At 66.0% G+C, this 20,967-nt stretch carries 17 protein-coding genes and 1 pseudogene; 15 read left to right on the top strand and 3 right to left on the bottom strand.

Translation table 11 applies throughout. From position 1 onward, the window contains the following. The first annotated feature begins 15 nt into the window (after window positions 1-15). The 4 genes from O7610_RS21065 to O7610_RS21050 all read left to right on the top strand — a co-directional run bounded on the left by O7610_RS21065 (window position 16) and on the right by O7610_RS21050 (window position 5,719). A complete protein-coding gene (locus O7610_RS21065; protein WP_281552231.1) occupies window positions 16-651 on the top strand; it encodes a class I SAM-dependent methyltransferase in 636 nt (211 codons plus the stop codon). Between the two features lie 455 nt (window positions 652-1,106). Beyond that, window positions 1,107-3,911, top strand: coding sequence for an RHS repeat-associated core domain-containing protein (locus tag O7610_RS21060; protein WP_289211677.1), 2,805 nt, complete (start codon window positions 1,107-1,109; stop codon window positions 3,909-3,911). Between the two features lie 107 nt (window positions 3,912-4,018). Beyond that, complete coding sequence (locus O7610_RS21055) at window positions 4,019-4,372, top strand: hypothetical protein (RefSeq protein ID WP_281552229.1); 354 nt, start codon at window positions 4,019-4,021, stop codon at window positions 4,370-4,372. A 363-nt stretch (window positions 4,373-4,735) separates the two neighbouring features. Beyond that, window positions 4,736-5,719, top strand: coding sequence for a HEAT repeat domain-containing protein (locus O7610_RS21050; RefSeq protein WP_281552228.1), 984 nt, complete (start codon window positions 4,736-4,738; stop codon window positions 5,717-5,719). A gap of 75 nt (window positions 5,720-5,794) precedes the next feature. On the opposite strand, the gene O7610_RS21045 is transcribed toward O7610_RS21050, so the two are convergent. Next, window positions 5,795-5,983: a hypothetical protein gene (locus O7610_RS21045; protein WP_281552227.1), complete on the bottom strand. Its 189-nt coding sequence runs from the start codon at window positions 5,981-5,983 to the stop codon at window positions 5,795-5,797. Here O7610_RS21045 and O7610_RS21040 point away from each other — a divergent pair. After that, window positions 5,973-6,449 carry a hypothetical protein gene (locus O7610_RS21040; protein ID WP_289211676.1) on the top strand — a complete coding sequence of 159 codons (477 nt, stop codon included), beginning with the start codon at window positions 5,973-5,975 and terminating at the stop codon, window positions 6,447-6,449. The two genes, O7610_RS21045 and O7610_RS21040, sit on opposite strands and share 11 nt — an antisense overlap. A 971-nt stretch (window positions 6,450-7,420) precedes the next feature. Then, the gene (locus O7610_RS21035) at window positions 7,421-7,681 is read left to right on the top strand and encodes a hypothetical protein (RefSeq protein WP_281552225.1); all 261 of its coding nucleotides are present in this window, start codon (window positions 7,421-7,423) and stop codon (window positions 7,679-7,681) included. A gap of 789 nt (window positions 7,682-8,470) precedes the next feature. Here the strand turns inward: O7610_RS21035 and O7610_RS21030 are convergent. Next, window positions 8,471-8,776: a hypothetical protein gene (locus tag O7610_RS21030; protein ID WP_289211675.1), complete on the bottom strand. Its 306-nt coding sequence runs from the start codon at window positions 8,774-8,776 to the stop codon at window positions 8,471-8,473. 1,001 nt (window positions 8,777-9,777) lie between these two features. On the opposite strand from O7610_RS21030, the gene O7610_RS21025 reads away from it, so the two are divergent. The 3 genes from O7610_RS21025 (at window position 9,778) to O7610_RS21015 (ending at window position 14,795) form a co-directional block, all read left to right on the top strand. Beyond that, entirely contained in the window at window positions 9,778-13,074 is a 3,297-nt protein-coding gene (locus O7610_RS21025; RefSeq protein WP_353850282.1) for a helix-turn-helix transcriptional regulator, read from the top strand. A 250-nt stretch (window positions 13,075-13,324) separates the two neighbouring features. Next, the gene (locus O7610_RS21020) at window positions 13,325-14,602 is read left to right on the top strand and encodes an IS4 family transposase (protein WP_289211674.1); all 1,278 of its coding nucleotides are present in this window, start codon (window positions 13,325-13,327) and stop codon (window positions 14,600-14,602) included. Next, window positions 14,565-14,795 carry a hypothetical protein gene (locus O7610_RS21015; RefSeq protein ID WP_281553180.1) on the top strand — a complete coding sequence of 77 codons (231 nt, stop codon included), beginning with the start codon at window positions 14,565-14,567 and terminating at the stop codon, window positions 14,793-14,795. The genes O7610_RS21020 and O7610_RS21015 overlap by 38 nt, the downstream gene beginning before the upstream one ends. 2 nt (window positions 14,796-14,797) lie before the next feature. On the opposite strand, the pseudogene O7610_RS30730 reads toward O7610_RS21015, so the two are convergent. Continuing rightward, window positions 14,798-15,004: pseudogene (locus O7610_RS30730) on the bottom strand (IS630 family transposase); the annotation flags it as partial. Between the two features lie 840 nt (window positions 15,005-15,844). Between O7610_RS30730 and O7610_RS21005 the strand changes: the two are divergent. The 6 genes from O7610_RS21005 to O7610_RS20985 all read left to right on the top strand — a co-directional run bounded on the left by O7610_RS21005 (window position 15,845) and on the right by O7610_RS20985 (window position 20,930). Then, the gene (locus O7610_RS21005; RefSeq protein ID WP_289211672.1) at window positions 15,845-16,066 is read left to right on the top strand and encodes a hypothetical protein; all 222 of its coding nucleotides are present in this window, start codon (window positions 15,845-15,847) and stop codon (window positions 16,064-16,066) included. After that, complete coding sequence (locus O7610_RS21000; protein ID WP_289211671.1) at window positions 16,063-16,263, top strand: hypothetical protein; 201 nt, start codon at window positions 16,063-16,065, stop codon at window positions 16,261-16,263. The genes O7610_RS21005 and O7610_RS21000 overlap by 4 nt, the downstream gene beginning before the upstream one ends. Window positions 16,264-16,375: 112 nt before the next feature. Further along, complete coding sequence (locus O7610_RS30725) at window positions 16,376-16,951, top strand: AMP-binding protein (protein WP_353850281.1); 576 nt, start codon at window positions 16,376-16,378, stop codon at window positions 16,949-16,951. Between the two features lie 368 nt (window positions 16,952-17,319). Then, complete coding sequence (locus O7610_RS20995; protein WP_289211670.1) at window positions 17,320-18,498, top strand: hypothetical protein; 1,179 nt, start codon at window positions 17,320-17,322, stop codon at window positions 18,496-18,498. Then, the gene (locus O7610_RS20990; RefSeq protein WP_289211669.1) at window positions 18,495-19,634 is read left to right on the top strand and encodes a hypothetical protein; all 1,140 of its coding nucleotides are present in this window, start codon (window positions 18,495-18,497) and stop codon (window positions 19,632-19,634) included. Before O7610_RS20995 ends, O7610_RS20990 begins: the two co-directional genes overlap by 4 nt. A gap of 249 nt (window positions 19,635-19,883) precedes the next feature. Then, window positions 19,884-20,930, top strand: coding sequence for a DNA adenine methylase (locus O7610_RS20985; RefSeq protein ID WP_289211668.1), 1,047 nt, complete (start codon window positions 19,884-19,886; stop codon window positions 20,928-20,930). The last annotated feature ends 37 nt before the right edge of the window (window positions 20,931-20,967 follow it).

Below are 20,967 nucleotides of genomic sequence, written 5' to 3'. Positions count from 1 at the left end.
GGCAGGCTCACCTTCATGAACGACGGCAAGGATTGGTACGCCTGGCACAACCCCTACACCGATCCCGGCTCGCCCCTGGCACGCCGGCTGAGGCTGGTCCAGCAGCACATCGCCGCGTGGCTCGATGAGCGACCTGGTGAACCGGTGTCCGTGGTCAGCATGTGCGCCGGCCAAGGTCACGACATTCTGCCCGTGCTCGCGTCGCGCCCGGACGCCAGGCGAGTCAGTACAACGCTGATCGAGTACGAACCGCGCAACGTCGCCGCGGCCCGGACCCGAGCAATCGCCGAGAACCTCGACAGGGTGACCGTCGCGCAGGCCGATGCCGGTGACCTCGCCTCATACCGGCAGGCGGTGCCCGCCGACCTGGTCATCATGGCCGGCGTCCTGGGCAACATCAGCGACGCCGACGCCCACACCACCATTCACGCGCTGCCGCAGCTCTGCGCCGCCGACGCCACGGTGATCTGGACCAGGACACGACGAGCCCTCGACCTGACACCGGCTGTCCGAAGGTGGCTGACCGACGCAGGGTTCTCCGAACAGGCTTTCACCGCTCCCGACGACGTGCTGTTCTCCGTCGGCGTTCACCGCTTTACCGGCACCCCACAACCGCTGGAGAACGGCAAGATTTTCCAGTTCATCACCTGACGGAGGACCTACGACTTGACGGTCCCGGAGATCGGATTGTCCCTGCCGGAAAAGCCTGGTCCACCGGACACCCGTCCCGCTGACAACGCCCGACCACTCCCGCCCGTCGCACACCGCGGTCAGGGCCGCCCCGGCATCCGCGGCAACGCCGGCCACCACCCGGGGCCGACCGGCCGGACCGCCGCAGACCGGTTCTCGGGGAGCCGCGACACCCCGGGCACGGGCTTCGGACCGGCCACAGCACGACCGAGGCCGCAGCCGAGACTCTGGTCGACGCCTGTGAGCGCCTGTGAGCGCGGCGGATGTTCGCCACAGCCCACACGCATCGGTTCGGGGGTGTCAGCGCACCACCGTCGGCTACGCCGCCGTCGACAAGAAAGTCAAGTCCGAGGCGGGTAACCGCACCTTCGCCCTCGACAGCTTCAAGGAACGGCCTGGAGGTCTCCCGGACCACCATGGTGCACAACGGCGACCGCACCACCGTCATCCCACCAGACGGCGGCACCGTCAGAACCACCGTGACCGACCCCCTCGGACGCACCAGCCAGCTCCTGGAATACAGCACCCCACCCACCCTCAACACCCCCGCCAACACCTTCAGCGGCGTGTTCACCGTCACCGGCGGCACCCCGGTCACCTCCACCTACGGCTACGACGGACACGGCAACCAACACCGCGTCACCGACACCGACGGCAACATGTGGACGTCGACCTACAACCTGCTCGGGCGGGTCACCGCCAGGACCGACCCCGACGCCGGCACCACCACCGGCATGACCTACGACGGCAACGGCAACCTGCTCCAGTCCACCGACTCCCGGGGCAAGACCACCTCACACACCTACGACGCGCTCAACCGCAAGACCGGCAGGTACGCCGCCACCATCGCCTCCCAGACACCGGCCAACCAACTCGCGTCCTGGGTGTACGACAACGCCAACAACGCCATCCCCAACATGCGGTACCCGATCGGGCAACTCACCACCACCACCGCCTACTGGGACGGCAACCCGTACACGACGCAGCAACGCGGGTTCAACGTGTTCGGCAAGCCGATCGGCCAGACCGTCACCATCCCCACCGCCGAAGGCCTCCTCGCCGGCGCCTACACCTTCACCCAGGTGTACACGACCACCACCGGCCTGCTGGGCCGCAGCGTGTACCCCGGCCGAGGCGGCCTGCCCGCCGAAACCGTCAACCACTTCTACACCGGCGGCTTCGACCTACCCAGCGTCGTCGGCGGTCTCGCCGGCTACGCCGACGGCACCTCCTACGACGCCTGGGCACGAACCAACCAGGTCACCATCGGCGCATCACCCAACTGGGCCTACATCACCAACAGCTACGACGACCACACCGGCCGCCTCACCCAACAACTCGTCACCCGCGCCGCGGCCACACCCGCCGAAATCGACCGGCAGCACTACCAGTACGACCCGTACGGCAACGTCACCCGACAGACCTCCACCCGGCTCGCCTCGACAAGCACCTCAGAAACCCAGTGCTTCGAGTACGACGACCTGCAACGCCTCACCCAGGCCTGGACCGCCACCGACGACTGCGCCGCCACCCCCACCCCCACCAGCCGCAGCACCGTCGGCAGCAACCTCGGCCCGTCCAGCGCCTACTGGACCAGCTGGCAGTTCGACCTGATCGGCAACCGGACCGAACAAACCCGCTACTCGACCAGCGGCGGCTCCGACACCACCACCACCTACACCCACGACGGCAACGGCGCCGGACAACCACACACCCTCACCGGCACCACCACAACCGGAGCCACCACCACCAGCCACGCCTACGGCTACGACGACGCCGGCAACATGACCAGCCGCGACGCGGGCAACGGCAACCAGACCCTGACCTGGAACGACGCCGGACAACTCACCGCCATCGACGGCAGCACCACCGGCGACAGCACCTTCCTCTACGACGCCGACGGCAACCTGCTCCTCCAAAAAGACCCCGGCACCACCACCCTCTACCTCCCCGGCCAGCAACACACCCTCAACACCACCACCCAGGCCGTCACCGGCGCCCGCTACTACACACTCCCCGGCGGAACCGTCTGCATCCGCACCGGCACCGGCACCAACTACACCTTCGCCATCACCGACCGCCAAGGAACACCCACCCTCTACCTCAACCACACCGCCCAGACCCCGACCTGGCGCCAATACACGCCCTACGGCGCACCACGAGGCGCTACCACCACCCCACCCGACAACTGCGGCTTCCTCGGCAAACCCGAAAACACCACCACCGGCCTCACCCGCCTCGGCGCACGCGACTACGACCCCACCACCGGCCAGTTCATCAGCGTCGACCCCATCCAGGACATGGGCGACCCCCAACAATGGAACGGCTACTCCTACGCCAACAACAACCCCATCACCATGAGTGACCCCGACGGCCTCAGGCCCCTCGCCACCAATACCGTCCAGGAGGATGACGCGGGCGGCGGTGGAAAACACGAGACCACCGACCAGAAGGGGAGTTGCTCGAGTATCAAGTCGTGTGAACGTGGGCACGACCGCACTTCAAGTTGGGGAAATACGCCGCTCGCTCCGAAGTGGAACGCCAACTGGGCGACGGCCCTCAAACGACTCTTCCCGTCGCGCTGCTCGGGCGGCTCCGATAATCGCAGCGGATGTGGGGGTCCGGCCGCCTGGATGGTCGACGCTGTGCGATACGGAGCGGAAGCGGGTGTCGATCCGAGGCTTGTTCTGTCCGTGCTTATGGCAGAGGTTGGAAACTCTGAGAACTGGGACCCGCTCGACAGGAGGTTGCAGTTGCTCTCCGTTGCGGCCGATAAGCTCGGGGTCTACGGTCCGATCAAGAATATCGTCGGGTGGGTAACTGGGTTTAAGAAGGGTGAAGGATGCAATCCTCCATCAATCGGATGGGGTAACATTCAGGAAGGTACTTTCAATGAAGTTAAGGGAAACCATCCGGAGGCGCTGGGTTCCGTTGACTGGACTGACCTCATTGCCGACCCATCGCTCTCGATCAAGGTGACCGCCTACGCCCTTGCCGACTACCAAGCGCTGGCGGAGAAGAACGCTCCGGATGGCATGCGGGCCATCTGGACGCCACAACAAGTTGCCGCAGGTATATATAATATCGGACCGGATAACTATAATGCGGCTCGCAGTAGAGGGAGGTTCGGCCCCAGGGGTTCTACCTATACCGCAACAATAGGTCGCTATATGCAGGCCTCGGACCAGCTGATTTGTGAGTCAGGTGTATTCAGTTGCTGACCCCGAGACGATTAATGGCTTTCTTGTTGCCTCCGCTGCTGGTTCTCGGAGTTGCTACCTGTGGGGCGTCAACCAACGAGTCTATCGAATACCGGCGGATGATTTCCGTGGCCGGTTTCGAGCTGACTCGTGAAGCATACGCGGATAGTGCTACTGGAGTGTATGTCGGTCCGGCAGCAGTCGCCATTATTGATGCGGTGTCCGGTCCTGGGTTGGTCCTGTCGGTCAGTCCGGATGACCAGTCGTTTGGATCCTTCAAATACATAGCCGACGGCCGAGGGCATGCGGATGACACGGGTGACTGCTCGGTGTGGCTGCACCGGATGGACCCACCCACCGTGGAGTATGCCGGCGGTGACCGGTTGACATCCGAACAGCGTGCGGGTGTGTTGGACGGTTCCCTGGCCGTTCTCAGGGTCGGCGTTCTCTGTGATGCACAAGCCGACCGTTGGGACGCGTGACCTCGCAAATATCGATAAATGCCGATCAACCGTGGCTGCGGTGGAGTGGTTCGTTCAAACGGTGGTAAGTCGTGGTTCGGTGGGTGGTGAGTGTGTATGCCTGAGCGGATAGCGGCGTTGCGGCGAATGGACTGGGCCTCGCTTGAGGACGCCCATGGTGCGGCCGAAGATCTTCCTGAGCTTTTGCACGGGTTGTGGTCGGGTGATGCGGTGGTCCGTCGTGGGGCGTATCGGGCGTTGGCGGGTCGTCTGGTGCATCAGGGTTCGCGGTACGAGGCAAGTGCCGTCGCCGCGAAGTTTCTGATCGATGTTGTAGCGGATCCTTCGGCGCCTGACCGGTTCGCCGCCTGCCAGGTGCTGCGGATGATCGCGATCGGCGACGAGAGTTACTGGTTGACCGAGTCGCCGGACATTGCCGCTGTTCGGCGTGAGGTGGACCGCCAGGCTGCCATGACGCTGGCGGAGTTGGAACATGAGCAGTCGATGTGGGTGGCCGCAGCTGTCGACGGCGAGGAGCGGCGGGCGCGGGAGTCGACCGTCCGCTACCGGGATGTGGAGGCCGATCGGTGCGCGGCACGGTGGGACCTGGAGGCGTACGACGCGGTCCGTTCGGGTGTCGCGGTGTATGTGGCGGCGTTGCGGTCGCCCGAGCCTGCGGTGCGGTTGCACGCCGCGCATCTGTTGGCCTGGTTCCCTGAGGAGCGCGACCTGATAGTTCCCGCGTTGACGCGCGTGATCGCCGGGGATTCGGACCCGGTGGTGGCGGCGACGGCCTGCGTAGCCGCCGGTCTGTGCGGTGCCACCCAGGCCGACACCGGATTGGTCGAGGCGCTGTCGCGTCGGCGGGCCGGCCCAAACCGCGCGGAGCGGTGGTCGGCGGTGCTGGGGGTGGCCCGGCTGACCGCCCGGCCGCCGCGAGCGCTCGTCGAGGAGTTGTACGCCTGCCTGCTGGACGCGACCGAACCGGTGCCGGACTGGCCGTTTCTGGCTGGGGGTATGTCAGGGCTGGCGGCGCTGACCCTGGCGCGCCTGGACTCTGACAGCGCTACGGATCGGGTCGAGATCCTGGCGCGGCGGCTGGCCGACACGGTGCCCGGCACTGACCGGTTCACACTGGTGGGCGCGTTGCTGGACGCGGCCTTCCCAGAACACGACGCCACGGGGCGGGGCCGCGACGCCGGGGCGACGGGACCAGGCCGGATCGTCGATGCCCAGCAGGCGGCGGTTCGCGCGTTGGTGGACAGCGTGGTCTGGGAAGACGGGCCGATGGTGGCGATGCTGCTCGGCCGGTACGGTCTGCCGTCCGCGCCGGCGTCGCTGCGGGGCTGGCTGGCCGGGGGCCGGTAGCGCTTCGGAAGTTGTCGCCGGCGCGGCGGATCTGGCCTTCGACGGTGTACCTGCCGAGAATGACATCCGGGCAGGTCAGGCGGCATGCTCGTACTCGTGGAGGATGCCACCGAGGCGGTCGCGTCGGTGGATGTTCAGGTGGGCGGGCCGGTCGGGGTCGGTGATTGGTTCGAGTAGCGGGGCGAGTGGTCGGGCGTTGGCGATGCCCTCGGGGTTGGGCAGCCTGTCCCGGGCCGCGCGGATGATCTCGGGGTTGACGACCATGGGCCGGACCCACTGGTCGGCGGCCTGCGCCTTCGTCGCCCACGCCCCCGACGGGCGTCTCACCACCAAACTCGGCGCATTCGAACCGGTCGGCGGGGTACAGGTCCGGGTCTACGACGACGTGCCAGGCGCGGTCGAGGCGTACAACCAGGACGCCGCCCGCTACGTCGACCTGTGGAAGGACACCACACCCGGCACCACCACCGCCGACCTCACCGGCTGGTGGGAAGACAGCGGCCTATCATTCGAAACCGTCCAGGACCTGGACGCGAACAGCACCACCGCCGGCGGTGGCCTCGGAGCCACCCAGATCGACATCACTCACCTCGTCCGCGACGAGAACCTGATCGTGATGGCATACGTGCAAGCGCTGACACCGACCGCAGAGACGGACACGGCGCTCGCACTCCTGCACGACCTCACCGACACGCTGACCGACGAGACAGCCAGACGCCTCGGCCGCTAGCCAGACGCGCCAACCCACCAGACCCACGAGGTACAAGGTTGGAACCACCACCATCGCCTGCCGGGGCCGCAGGCCAGCGACCGAGCCGCACCACGGCCACGAGGTCGCGACCACGTCACCGGTGTCGGGCATCCCGAGCGGCCGTTCGTCGACTGACCCGACCGCGGCCGCCCGCACGGCAACGGCGACCGGTACGCCGTCGACGTGACACTCCCACCCCTTCCCGGAAACAACCACGTTCGACATCTACGGGGGACTGGACAGGGAAGCAACCCGATCACACCCGGATCACCACCATGGACGCAGCCCAGGTCGCGGATGAGTTCACGACAGCAGGAAGACGACGGCCCGTACTTGCGGGACCCCTGGAGTGGCCATCCGCGCTCGACAGGACCCAGGCAGAAGACCGATGCCGGCGGCCCCAGCCCGACGCGCCGCCACCGCGATCGCGCCCACCAGCGCCCGCCGGCCACACGGCCCGACCGACCGATATAGGGGAAGGAGGACCTTTGGCCGCGGTGATGGTGGACTACCACGGCCACCGCGAGCCGTTGCCCGACCCGGGCCGCGCCGCCGAGTTTGTTCGCCGGCCAGGCTGAGTCGATCATGGCCCACGGTGGAACCGGCCAGACCATCTGGATCGGCCCCGTGGACGGGCCAGCTCAGCTGCGGATCGACGTCGACACGCGCGTCAACCGGGCCGCAGTGTGCTGGCTCCCGGACGGCACGCGGGGCATCGAGCGCGAACCCGGCGGCCCGATCACGGTTGTCGAATCGCCCGACTCCGGCCTGGTCACCGTACCCGCCGTCCTGGCCCGGGTCAGTGTCGCCGCCGCCGGCCGCGCCGTCGCCGAGTACACCGCCACGGGCCGCCGGCCCACCTGCCTCACCCGGCGGTCAGAGCACCAACGACCCGGGGTGATGCCGGGCAGGGGTCGGGGCGGCGCGATCGACTCTTGCGGGAGATCGACATGGAGATGGTGCCGCGCCGCCCGACCGCAGCATATCGGCAGGCCGCGTCGAGCACCTCGGGCTCACGGCCGTTCGGGTCCACCAGCCCCGCCCGGTGCGCGGGATTGTGGGCGGTCAGGCCCAGGCCGCACGCCGACGGCCGACCCGTCGCGTACCTGGGTGGGGCGTTCTTCACCACGTGGCGGTTCTTCACCACGGCCGTCGATGGCATCTCTGACCCGAACGCCGCGCCGATCGTCGACGCGCAGGTCGCCAACTGACTCCGCACCCAGCGGCTGGCGTCTCTCCGCGTGAACAAGACGCCCGACGACGAGCGGTACCTGGAGCTGCTGAAGGACCGGGCCAGCGGACAAGGCGCGCGCCAGCGGTGCGGCCGTGATGTCGCCGACCACGACCAACCGCAGCCGGAAGTTGACGAACTTCTACATGAAGCCGCCCGGAACGGCCGGGTTGCACCCGGCGGCGAGCATGGCCACCCGGCCGGCCTTCCCCCGCTCTGCGTACCACACCCTGCAGTCCGGCTGCAGCCGTCGACGCCGACCGTGGTCGTGGGCGTCTTGGGTGTTCGCTGGGTGCTCCCCGCATAGCGGGTCATATCCGGCAAATCTGGCCAGATAAAGGGTGGGCCAATCATCGATTGATTGCTATTTTCCCAGGTCATGTGGTGGGCCGCCTGGGACTCGAACCCAGAACCTAAGGATTAAAAGTTTGCAGCACAGGCCGCCTCTGGTCGATCGGGCCCACCTGGCTATCGCGCTGACCTGCGGGAACGCGATCGCTGGCCAATAGTCGCAGTCCATCATGGATCTGGGGTGCTCCGTGGGTGCTCCTCTGCCGCAGCGTAGATCGTGTCAGGCTGCTTGGTGGTACTGGTTGATCACTCCGCTGAGTCGTTGTCGGCGTCGTACGGGATTGTTGATGGGGATGGTGATGGCCGGGTCGTGGTTGGGTGGGTGTTGCTGTCGGCCTTGGTGTGGGGTGTGGTCGGCAGTTGTTGAAGTGGTCCACGTACTTGCCGGCCACGGTCCGGGCGTGTCGTTCGTCGTAGATCAGCAGCCGGTCGGTGCACTATTCGCGGAGGCTGCGTCCCAGCGTTCGATGTAGCAGTCCACCAGCGGTGTCTTTGCTGGGATGTTGACCACTTCGATGCCTTCGGCGGCGAAGACCTCGTCGAACGCTGCGCTGTACTTGCCATCACGGTCTCGGATCAGGAAACGGTACCGGCGGGTCTGTTGGTCGAGGTCCATGACGAGGTTGCGGGCCTGCTGGACGACCCAGGCGTGATCCGGATTGGCGGTAGCCCCGAGTAGATGGACACGGCGAGTGGCCACCTCTATCACCACCAGCACGTACAAGCGTCGCAGCAGGATCGTGTCGACGTGGAAATCGATCGCCAGCAGGCCGTGCGCTGGGCACGCAGGAACGTCCGCCAGCTGGTGTCCACGGTGAAACCGGACGTAGAACAGTGACGGCGGGGCCGTGAACCCAGCCGACCCCGCCGACGAACACGCCGCCCGACGCAACTATCGCAAAGATTCACTAAGAAATTTCCATCGGCCTCAGAAAGACTCCACTTTCGCGGTAGGCGTCGCGAATGCGGCGCAGCGTTGACACTGGCTGCCCATCATCGTCGCCGTGAAGGCATTGAATGTAGGAACGAGTCGCCGACGCGATTTCAGACTCGAAGATTTGAAGCAGCTCTTCATCGTCGCGTCTAGCTTGATTGACAGACTCGAACGCAACCCTCAATGCGCGCATGGTGGCGTCTGCTACACGAGCAGCTTCGGTGCGCATACGGGGGTCAGGGTGCCCACGTGCTATTCTCTGTACCCGACGGCGCAGTTCCCTCCACTGCTCCTGCAGGTCCTTCCATTCGTCGCTACGGTCGGCTCGAATCTCACCTGCGGCTCCTGTCAGAAGACCAAGGGCAAGAAGGCCTGCATCTAACGTCAAGCTACTAACATCAACGATTACATTAACGGCCTCATCATGCCATTGCCTGCGCGCCGCACGCCGTTCCTTTGCAGCTTCAGTTGCGGTTTGAAACCGCAAAAGGACCAGACCTCCCGCTAAGGTAAGTGCCGCAGTTAGTGCCGATGCGGTTACCGTTCCCCATGTCATCTTACAACTATCGCACCGACGACGTCTCTCGGCCAGAGAGGCACTTCCCGTAGCCGCGGTTGAGTCGGGTGCGTTGGTGGTACCAGCGGGCGGGCTTGAGGTCGGCGCGCCATGTCAGCGAGGCGATGGCGTGGTCGGGTGGTTGTGGGTGGTGGAGGGCGTCGGCGAGCAGTCGCCCGGTCTCGAGCACCGGTCAGCGGGATCATCCGGCCTCGGCCAGTAGCGGCAGTCGGGTGTGGTCGACGCGGTGCCTGGCGGTCGGCGCGTGCCGGGGCGGACATTCAGACGTGGAGGCCGCTGTGTGCTGTGCTCGGCCGAGCGTGGCGATGAACACGCCGCCTCATCGGCCGGCAACGACGGTAGCCGCGACCGATGCGGCACTGTTGTTGTGGGGCCGTCCGCGGCTACGGCCGGCCCCTCCGACGCCGTCCAGATCCAGGGCCGTGTCGGTGCGAGGGCCTGCGGGTTCGTCCTCAGACCTTCGCGAAGTACATCGTCTGGCACCCGAGAGGCCGACGGAACGACGACGGCGACGATTACCGGAACTTACGTATGCAGCCCAAGCATCGCATCCCGAGACGCGATCCACGACACGCCGTACCGGCTACACCCCGACCACTCCTCCGGGCCAGATCGCCCGGGGGATGGCGCGGGCAGATGGCAAGCCCTGTATGAGGAGCCACGCCCTGTTTCGTTCGTCGGGCGCACGGCGGAACTCGGGCTACTCACGAAGCGTCTCGCCGACGCACGGGAGGGCAACCCCCGGGCGGTTCTGATCGGCGGCGAAGCCGGCATCGGCAAGAGCCGGCTGTTGAGCACCTTCGCCCTGCAGGCCCGCGCGTCGGGCGCCCACGTACTCGAAGGGGCATGCGAGCCGCACTTCGGCGACCCGACGCCGTATGGGCCGCTGCTGGAAATCCTGGAGGTCTTCGGCCGCAAGGACGGCGTGCGGCTGGGCGGGCCTGCCTACCGGCGGCTGATCGACTTCTTCGACTCCGGTGACACCGGGATGACGAGCCCTCAGCAGGTGTTCCTGACCGTCGGTGAAATGCTGGAACACATCGGCGCGGACGCCCCGGTCGTGCTGATCCTGGATGACCTGCAGTGGGCCGATTCGTCCACCCTGGATCTCGTACGGCATCTCGCCCGTGTCCGGCCCGAAGGGCGCCGCCTGCTGACAGTGTGCGGCTATCGCTCCAGCGATCTAAGGCGGGACGATCCGCTGTGGCAGATGCTGGCCAGTCCCTTGTTTTCGCGCCGGACCGAACGGGTGGAGCTACCGGCGTTCACCCTGGCGGAGATGCGCGAGTTCCTCACCGCTGCACGTGATGGTGACGCCGAACCACACATGGCGCAGCGGTGTTTCGAATTGTCCGACGGCATTCCGTTCTACGCGGAGCAGCTGATCGCGGCCGGTGTACTGGACGACCAGGGCTCCCTGCCGCTGCCGGCCGATGTCCAGTCGGTGATGCTAGCTCGGATCCGCGTGCTCGGCCCGGACGCGCTCGAGGTGCTGCGAGTCGCCTCGGTCGCCGGCCGCGCGATCCGCCGTCGACTGCTGCGCCGGATCAGCGGCCTACCCACCGACGCGCTCGGCGCGGCAGTGCAGGAGTGCTTCGACCGGCAGATGCTAGTCACCGACCGCGACGAGGACGTCTACCAGTTCCGGCATGCCCTGCTGCGCGAGGCGGTCTACCAGTCAACGGTCCGCGACATCCGAGTCGATCTGCACCTAGCGATGGCCGAAGCCCTCACCGCCGACCCCCACCTTAGTCTGGCCGCAGGCACGGCTCCGGCCGAACTGGCCAGCCACTGGTATCAAGCCGGAAGATGGCCGGAAGCACTGGCCACAGCCGTCGACGCGGGCGACGCCGCCCAGCGCACACTCGCCTTCCGCGCGGCCCAGGCCCAGTACGCCCGCGCCCTGCGAGTGTGGCCGCACACGCAGGACCCAGAGAAGACCGCCGGGGTCACCAAGGAGGAACTGCTGTTGCGGGCCGCCGAAGCGGCCCGCTGGTCAGGCGACGCCGAACAGGCACTCGACTACATCAGCCAGGCCGCCGCCGAAAGCGGCGCCGACCGAGCCGCCGAGCTGAGCGAGCGACGCGCCACCTACCTGTGGGAGCTGGGCCGCCGGACCGAGGCGGCGACGGCCTTCCGGGAGACAGCCTCGGATTTGCGCGAGAAGCCGGCGTCGGCGGTAAAGGCCCGCGTGCTCGTCGGCGTTGCCACCGCCGACCTGCAAGCCGGGCGGTATCAGGACGGGTGTGAACGTGCTACCGAGGCTTTGAGGACAGCGATCGCTTCAGGGGCACGAGCTGAGGAGGGCCGGGCGCTGAACATCTCTGGGCTCGCACTCGGCCTGCTCGGCGACCCCGGCGGCGCCGGTCTGCTGGAGAGGGCGATCGAGATCGCGCAGGCCGTAAACCACATCGAGGACCTGCTGCGGGGGCACGGGAACCTCAGCCTGATCTTGGAGCATGCCGGACGGCTACGCGAGTCAGCCGAGACATCTGCGAAAGGGTTGGCGGAGGCACGGCGGTACGGCCTCGCGGACACGCGCCAGACGATGGTCCTGGCGAATAACGCCAGCGCCGCGTTCATGTTGCTCGGCGACTGGGGCAAGGCCGAGAGGATCATCACGGAGGCGATCCAGGGCCGGTCGCCAGCCGAGAGCCTCTACCTGCGGCTTACTCTCGGCGAGATCAAGGTGGCGCGGGGAGCGTACGCCCAGGCCCACGATCTACTCGACTCGATCGCTGACACCGACCACCGCCGTGATCCCCGGTTTCTCGGGCCACTGCACACCGCGCAAACCTTGCTCGCGCTCGGCGAAGGCGACCTGCGCCGGGCCAGCGACGAGATACGGCGCGGAATCGAGGCGGTCCGCGACGGCGAGAACCAGCTCGAACTGCTGCGCCTGTGCGCGGTCGGGCTGCGCTGCGCTGCCGACCAGCGCGACATGGCATTTGGCGACTGGCTCGCGCAAGCGGCATGGACACCGAACCAGGAGACAACCCCGGAGACCGCGCGGCTGATAGCGCTGTGTGGCGCGGAACGAAGGCGTCTGCAGGGCAGCGACACCGCCGCCGAGTGGAGCCGGGTCGCAGCCGGCTGGACCGAACTCGACCGGCCGTATGAGGCCGCCTACGCACGATGGCGGCAAGCAGCTGCGGCGTACGCCAGAAACGACGGCAGCGACCCGCGACAACCGGCCCGGGAAGCCCATCAAGCCGCGACCGCGCTCGGAGCCGAGCCGCTGCGCGCCGAGGTAGCCCGACTGGCCGCCCAGATCGGCCTCGCCCTCCGCGATCGGCCGACCCCTACTACCCTGCCCTACCGCCTCACACGCGCCGAGTTCGACACGCTACGACTGTTATGCGACGGGCTCGGTCCCGCAACCATCGCCAGCGCACGCGGAGTCTCAGTGCGGACGGTGCAGACCCAGCTGAGCAGCATCTACCGGAAGATGGGGGTGCACCGCACCGTGGAAGCGGTCGCCATGGCATATCGTGAAGGCTTCTTCGGATGACTGCCAACGGCGGGGCGGGTGCTCCATGGGAGGTGCTCGAATGTCGGGGAACCAGCATGGAGACACCAGGACCGAGCCAGATTCCGCAGCTTCCACGAACCGCCAAGCTAACCCATACATGTCGATGGCGAGGCCCCGCATGGCCACGACCTAGTGCGTTGGCCATGAACGTTTCTCCGGGTCTGACCGGTCAGGCGGCCTTGGTCCCAATGCTGTTAACTTAGTGTGGGTGGGGTTATGATCGCTGGTCGTGGCGAGGGTTGAGGAGCGGGTCGCGGAGGAGTCGCGGGTTCGGTTGCCGGATCTGGTGGGTGTGGGGGTGTTGACCGCGGCGTTTCCGCCGGAGGTGGTCGATCTGGTGGTGGAGCGGTGGGACGCGCGGGAGCAGCGGTCCCGGTTGTTGCCGGCTCGGTTGGTCGTCTACTACGTGATCGCGTGTGTGTTGTTCATGGACAGCGCGTATGTGGAGGTGTGGAACAGGCTGTTGTCGGGGTTGTCGTGGGCCGGGCGGTACCGGACGCGTCGTGAGGTGGGGATGCAGCCGACGGCGGCGGCGTTGACGAAGGCTCGGGGGCGGTTGGGTCCGGAGGTGCTGGAAGGGGTGTTGGAGACCTCGTTCGGCGGGTCGGTGGTGGGGCCGGAACAGGCGCCGTGGGGGTACTTCCACGGGTTGCGGAAGGTGGCTGTCGACGGGTTCTGCCTGAACGTGGCGAGGACGCCGGAGAACGTGGCCGCGTTCGGGTCGCCGTCCAACGGGCAGGGCCCGGTGGGGTATCCGCAGGTACGGGTGGTGGCGTTGGCCGAGACGGGTACCCGTTGCCTGCGGGGGGTGGCGCTCGGTGGTCTGGGTGAGGGCGAGCAGCCGCTGGCCCGGACGCTGTGGCCGCTGCTCGGGTCCACCGATGTGGTGGTCGGTGACCGTAACTTCCTGTCGTACGAGGACCTGGGGGCGATCGCCGCGACCGGCGCGCACGCGGTGTTTCGGGTCAAGGCGGGGGTGGACCTGCCGGTGTTGCGCCGGCTGGCGGATGGCTCCTGGATCTCGCGGATCGCCGATCCGGTCGCGGCGCGCCGGCTACGGCGGCGGAAGGTGCCGGCCGCGGAGATTCCCGGTATCGAGGTACGGGTGATCGAGTACACCGTCGAGACCGAACCCGACCAGCACGGCGAGTACGAGGTCAGCGAACTGTTCTGCCTGGTCACGACCCTGCTCGATGAGCGGGCCTATCCGCTGGGGGACTTTCCCGACCTCTACCGCGACCGGTGGCGGATCGAGACCGCCATCGGGGAGGTGGAGACCCGGCTGCGCGGTGGAGCCGACGTCGTGCTCCGTTCCCGTAAACCCGACCTCGTCCGCCAGGAGGTGTACGGGCTGCTCTGTCTCTACCAGGCGATCCGGCATCTGATCGTGGCCGGCGCGGAACAGGCCGGCCTGGACCCGGACCGGATATCGTTCACCCGCGCCCGCGATGCCGTCGCCCGTCACGTCAGTGACGACGCGGCGTTTTCCCCCCGAACGACTGGCTGAGCTCGTCCACGACGTCATCTACGAGATCACCGACCCGCGTAACCTGCTTCCCGCCGAACGCCGGCCACGCAGCTTCGCCCGCGAGCAGCGCCAACCCGGCCGCCGCTACCCACGCCAGAAAGACGAGTACAAGAAGCCGCTACCACCCCGCACGAAGATCAGGCTCTGGGTCACCACCAGCCAGGACCCATAAAGTTAACAGCATTGGGCCTTGGTCCGGGGGCGGCCCCAGCGGTGTTGGCGTTCGCTGCGGACACGAGCGCGTTCGCGGCGATGCGCGGCCAGCACGTCCGGGTGGCGGGCATTGGCGTTGCGCCAGCGCAGGTATTTCTGCACTTCTCGGGCCAAAACGGTGTGGTTGGGGTGGTTCGAGCTCGCCATGGTGAACATTCGAAGCCGGGCGATCGCCGGGACCGGTGTCCCGGACGCCGACGCCATGATGATCAGCGCCCGCCGTACCCGCACGGAATCGCGCTTCCCCCGGCGGACGAGTTGTTGCAGCTTACGGCCTTCTTCTTGCGTCAACCGCCGCGCTCGTACCGGCTCGGCCACCCCGCCACCCCACTCTCAACGACCAACATCACCGCCGTCGAGAGTGAGCCGTAACCAGCGACTACCAGCGAACGCCGCCCGGCACGTCACCGACCCGGTGTACGTTCATGGCCAACTAGGCGAAACATCAGGATCGAGCCGGACTAAGTCGACTCCCGTCGAACCACCACAAAAGTGAGTTGAAGCAGGATAGGCCTGAATGTCTGCTTCGGACTACGGACCAGAAGGTTAGGGGTTCGAGTCCCTTCGGGCGCGCAAGATCAACAGGGGTCTGACCTGCCGAAACGGCAGCCAGGCCCCTTCGCATTGCCATCCCTTGTGGTCGGTTGGGTGCTCCGTGGGTGCTCGTACGACGAGCATCCCCCACGTCCGGCCCGGTCCGGTCGCAGGTTGTCGCGTACGGTCGGGTTTCGATCATGACGGGGCGCCAGCCGTCGGGGTCCGAATACCGGGACGGCACATCCGGGGTCCCGGCATGCCTACCATTCACCCGTCTACGCATCGGCCGGTTACGGTGGTTTCGCTCTGCGTCGAACGACGATCGTGCCCTTCCAACGTGTGGTGGAGAGTCGGGGACTCTCGTGATCGATCCGCAGCAGGTCCAGGACGTCAAACGGGAGCTCGGTGCCACGTCGACGCCGGCACCTGCGACGCGGTGGAGATGGTCACCGGACGGGACGACGTGCTGCTGTGCCGCCGGCGGAAGGGCCCGACCGGCATCGGTCTCGGCGGTTCCAGCGGGCGGTGCTGGCCGCGGCGATGCGGCACCTGCGCGAGCATGACGAGCTCACCGACGTCGCCTGCCTCCGCCCCGACTTGGACGACAACTATGCCGACACGGTCTACAACGACCGGTGGGTGGCCGACTACTTTCCGAGGCGTGGACGAGGAAACAGGAAGAAACGGGCATGAGTAGCGACGTGACCGTGGCGCCCGGACGACTGCGGGCCAACCGCGACTACGTCCTCTGGTGGGTGGGCAACCTCGCCTCCGGGGCGGGCAAACAGTTCCCGTTGGTGGCGATGCCACTGATGGTACTGCTGCTGACCGGATCACCGTTCCAGGCCAGACTGGTCGGCAGCCCCAGGCGCTGCCGTACATCATCCTGAGCCTCCCGGTCGGCACGCTGGTCGACCAGCTGCGGCAGCGCACGCTCATACTGGCGGCGGGAACGGTCAGCATGCTCGCCTTCGCTGGCAACTGACCGAGGAACCCGGCGAGGTGGCCCGGCCGAAGCCGGTCGCCGGGGTGTTCCTGGCGGAGCGGGTCGCCACGCTGGCCACCTGGCAGCCCGACCTGATCGCCGTCGAGATGCCCGGGACCCGCCTCACCTACAGCGAACTGGCCGAACGTGCCCAGGCGGTGACCGGCTGGCTCAACGAGCGGGGCATCGGCGCCGCCGACAGGAGGGTCGTCCTGGCAGACAGGGCCGCCCCGGTCTACCCCGCGCTGCTCGGAGTACTGGGTACCGGGGCCGCTTCCGACCCGCTCGCCCCGCGGACACCGGTCGATGCAACCGCGCCCTCACCGAGCGGGTCAAGGTGTCGGCGCTGGTGCGCGGCCACCGGGACTTCGCCGCGTCGGCACCGAGCGCGCGGGCCTCGAGAATCTGGTACTCCCACAGGATCAGACCCCGACACAGGACCGGCACGAGTACGGCGTCGCGGACAATGCGCAGGTCGGCTAGACCGTCGTCGCTCCAGCGTTGCCCCATCTGCAGGGCTAGGAGCTGGGCGCCCACCGCCTCGAACCGTCACGCAAGGCTCGACAGACCCGGCGCCTCCACCAAGCCGATGACGCTGCCCGTCTGCATCGCGGATGCGTGGTCGCCAACGGTCAGGCACCCGACGGCCTGCCTCGCCACGACCCCGTCGCACGCCGCCGGCAACCGCAATGTGAAGCGGCAGCGGACACCGAAGTTGCAAGTTCGGTGCGGCCGGGCTGCTCCGGTAGATTGCTTCGGGACAGCGGTGTGATCGTCCACCCCTCCGACCACGCCCCGGGTTCATGTGACCCAGTTATGCCCGTTTTGTGGGGGTCATGGACAGCGTGTCAGGGGATGGGTAATGACAGGGCCTCTTGAGAGCTTCAGGGCTGGGCTGAGGTGCCATGATATTCATAACGGCCTTCGCAACGTCGATCCGAACAGCGCTACGCTTACCCCCTTGGCGGATACTCGCACGGTGGGGATGGCTGCAAGCCTTGCATCCCTGGTCCGAGGCCAGGACATTGTCTCGGACGCCGAGGCACTCAAGACGATCGTGGCCGAGCAGCTCGATATCAGCCCCTACGCCTTCAACGCGGTCATCGACACCTTGGAGCGCGCCGGGCTCGTTGATGACGTTCAGCGTCGGGGGCAGAAGATCGTTAGCTTTACCGAGACTGTGCCATACCACGAAGACCTCTACGGGCGGCTAGGCAATGCCTGGCAGGAAGATCAACCCAGCCAGCTTGAGCAGGAGATGCTAGCCGTCGTCGACCGGCTCGCCCACTCACCCGTGCCGAGTGAGGAGTTGGAGGCCGAACTTGGGCTTGATCATGGGGACGTTCCTCGGCTAATCGAGATCGGAAAGGCCGCGTCCCTGATCAACGGAATTACGTTGATCGACGGGGAGGTCCTCTACTCGCCGTTCTTCGGCTTCGAGAACCCACAACTACTCGGCTCCTTGCTTGAGCAGCACGGCAGTGGCCGCATTGCCGAGGAGCTCGCAGCGGTGCGCTCCCACCAGGGTCTGCCCATCGACGACAAGAGCTATCCTGCCCTGTCAGACGCCATCACGCGGGGCTTCATCCTGGCCCCCTCTGTTACCCGCCCCGAGGGCTTCGACCAGCCCTTTGCCACCCTTCCCTACCTACCTGACCCGAGCCTTCTGACTGTGCGCAAGTGCGTGCTAGAGAAAGCACTCGCGATCATCGCATGTGTACGGTGTGGCGAACACTTCGGTGGTGCTACGAGAACTCGTGAGCCGGCCCGCTTGCTCACGGCCCTGCTCGACCCCAACCGGGGCCACCGCCTCAGCCCGCACGGATCGCACAAGCGACAGTACCAGCTATTGTTCCGCATGCAGATCGTCGACTTCGTACCGTCCGGCAACTGGGTAATGCCTCAGCTCATCGTAACCAACGACAACGTTGAAGCGGTCCGCCTAGCCCGGGATCTCATGACCTACGGCGAGCCGATCGAGGACCGCGCAGGCGATGACGCGGCACGTGGTCTGCTCTCGCTGAACTCGCCCTATCAAGCACCTCTGCAGACCGTGAGCCGCCGCCGCGAGAAGAAGTCGCTGACGGACAAGGAGTACAGCGTGTTGATGGCAACGGCTATGGGAAGGGCACCCCTGTGACCGAACATGATCTCGGGCTCAAGATCACGTCTCGCCGCCTCCTGTGGCGAATGGGCTTTTCCACTCGGGTCGACGTCCCGCTGCGCGCCTACATCCCTGCTAATACAGGCCGGGCTACGCCTCGTTTTGAGTCGTTTACCGACTTAGACGTCCTCGGAATCGTTATCAGCCCGGGTTTTGCGCTGCGATCGGTCATCTCTGACTGCAAGACATCGCAACGTGGCTCGACGGAACGCATGTTTTGGGTCCGAGGCGTTTCGGATTTCTTCTCAGCCGATGACGCGTGGATGGTTCGGGCTGGAGGCGTAACCGCTGCCTCGCGCCAACTTGCGGCCAGGCTGGGCATCTCCGTTCTTGAACCGGGAGACCTAGCCCGGCTCGAAGAGTTCCACCCGACAACTCTGGAGTTAACGACAGGGCCGCTGTCGATACTTTTTGATCAGAGGCTGGTGGAAGCCTCACTTAAAGCGTTCACAAGAATGGATAAGAAGCTCGACAAACTAGCCGAATATCGCCAGTTCGACTACTGGGTGTACGAAGAGCACCGCAACCTCTTGCAGGTAGTGGCACATCTGGAACAGGTTGCGAGGGCACTTGACCCCAAGCACCCGGTCCATCGCGCATTGTTTTTGGACTGCTCATGGCTGTACACTCTCTCTTTGGCGCACGCAGCCCGCAACGTCAGAGCCGTCCACGTGACCGACATTGACACCGCGCTACAGCAGTACCTTTTCGGCGGTCAAATGGCATTGCAGGAAAAGAAACGGCTTGCTGAGATCCTGCAACGCCTCGCGCCAAAACAAACCGTGATCGGCGGGTCCGACGGGGTGCTTCCTCCCTGGTATCCTCAACTGCTCGACCTCCTCACTCGGCACCTACGCCGACCGAACTCCATCAGCGACGAACTCAGGTACGCCGAGTGGGCAGCTGAAGCCCAGCTAGCGAAGGTGACACCCACCGTCGCTGATGCATTTGGTGAAGGCTTCGACCCGCTCGCTGCCAAGCTACTCGCAGACGTCTGCGGATTCCTCGTGACTGTCTCCAGACTGGACGCCGGCTTCCGAAGCTTCGCGCGCCAGGTGCTCGCGCAGCCGTCCGCGGTTGGCGCGCCGGAGGACGGCGAGCCAGACTGTTGAACGGCCAGGTGCGTGTTGAAACCCAAGCGGACTGTGGTGACGGCTGTGGGCACGGGCACCTCCGTCCCACACTCCTCGTCACGTCGTGATGCCACGCCCCGCTCGCCCGCTTCGGGGTGTATCCGACCTGCGGTCTTGATTGGACCGAGGCGCGGCCGTAAGGTTTGAGTGCCCCGATCTGTGTCCGTACTACGCCGCGAGGGTGCGGCAGGTGCGGTGGACCCAGCGATCCACGTGAAAGGAACGAAGGTGGCCGCGCACGTCGTCCGACGCGAGCGGAGCAGAGCCATCCCTAAGCGGGTTCGACCATGGCCAGCGGATGAGGTCCTGAACAAGCCCAGCGCCATCACTAACGAAAAACTGTTCAACCAAGCTGTTCTAAGTCCGCTCAGGTACCCAGGTGCCAAGCGTCAGCTTGTCCCGATCATTGAGTCATTGGTGCGCGCGAACGTCCCGCCCCCGCGACTATTGCTCGAGCCGTTCTGTGGTGGCGCTTCGGCAGCCCTTCGCTTACTCGGAACAGGAGCTGTTCAACACGCCGTCCTAGCGGACGCAGACGAGTTGGTCTCGTCATTCTGGTACACAGCTGCGTTTCACACCAGCTGGCTGGTCAACCGGATGATGGAAGAAGAAGTGTCGGTCGAGCGGTGGGACTGGTGGCGGATGTCGAACCCGCGTGGAGTGAAGGAACGTGGTCTCAAATGCTTGTTCATGAACAGGACCACGTTCTCCGGAATCTTGCACGGCTGGGCAGGACCGATCGGCGGGCGTAGTCAAACCTCGGAGTACAAGATCGACTGTCGGTTCAACAAGAATGCACTTGCAACGAAATTGCGAGCCATTGGCGAGCTCGCCGATACAGGGCGCCTCCTGGATGTCTGGCATGGCGACTGGTCGGCGAGCATCGCTCGCCTCAAGACCGAGTTCGGTAACCTAGTAGATAAAGATGAGGTCTTAGTCTACCTAGACCCTCCCTATGTGGAAAAAGCCCCCTACCTGTATGAGTGGTCTTTTCAGGATGATCATCACAAGCGCCTGGCTGAAGCTCTACTCGCGGATCAACCGTTCCGGTGGATGTTGTCATACGACGACACGCCCACGACGCGGGCACTCTATCCGGCGAGCCCTACCCGAACCCTGATCTACGTCAAGAACAGGTACACGGCAGCTGGTCAGCCCGCCGAGAACCAGCGCAAACAGGCGCGGATCGTACGCGATGAGCTGCTGGTGACGAACTTCCTAGATGTACCGTTCTCTGATTCCTACTACGTAGTAGCGGGATCGTCCGTCAGCTAGCGGCGCCCAGACACCGTCGATGCCTCCCGGGCGACGC

Source organism: Solwaraspora sp. WMMA2065, from assembly GCF_030345075.1.
Lineage (GTDB): Bacteria > Actinomycetota > Actinomycetes > Mycobacteriales > Micromonosporaceae > Micromonospora_E.
This window is presented reverse-complemented; position numbering and strand designations above follow the sequence as displayed.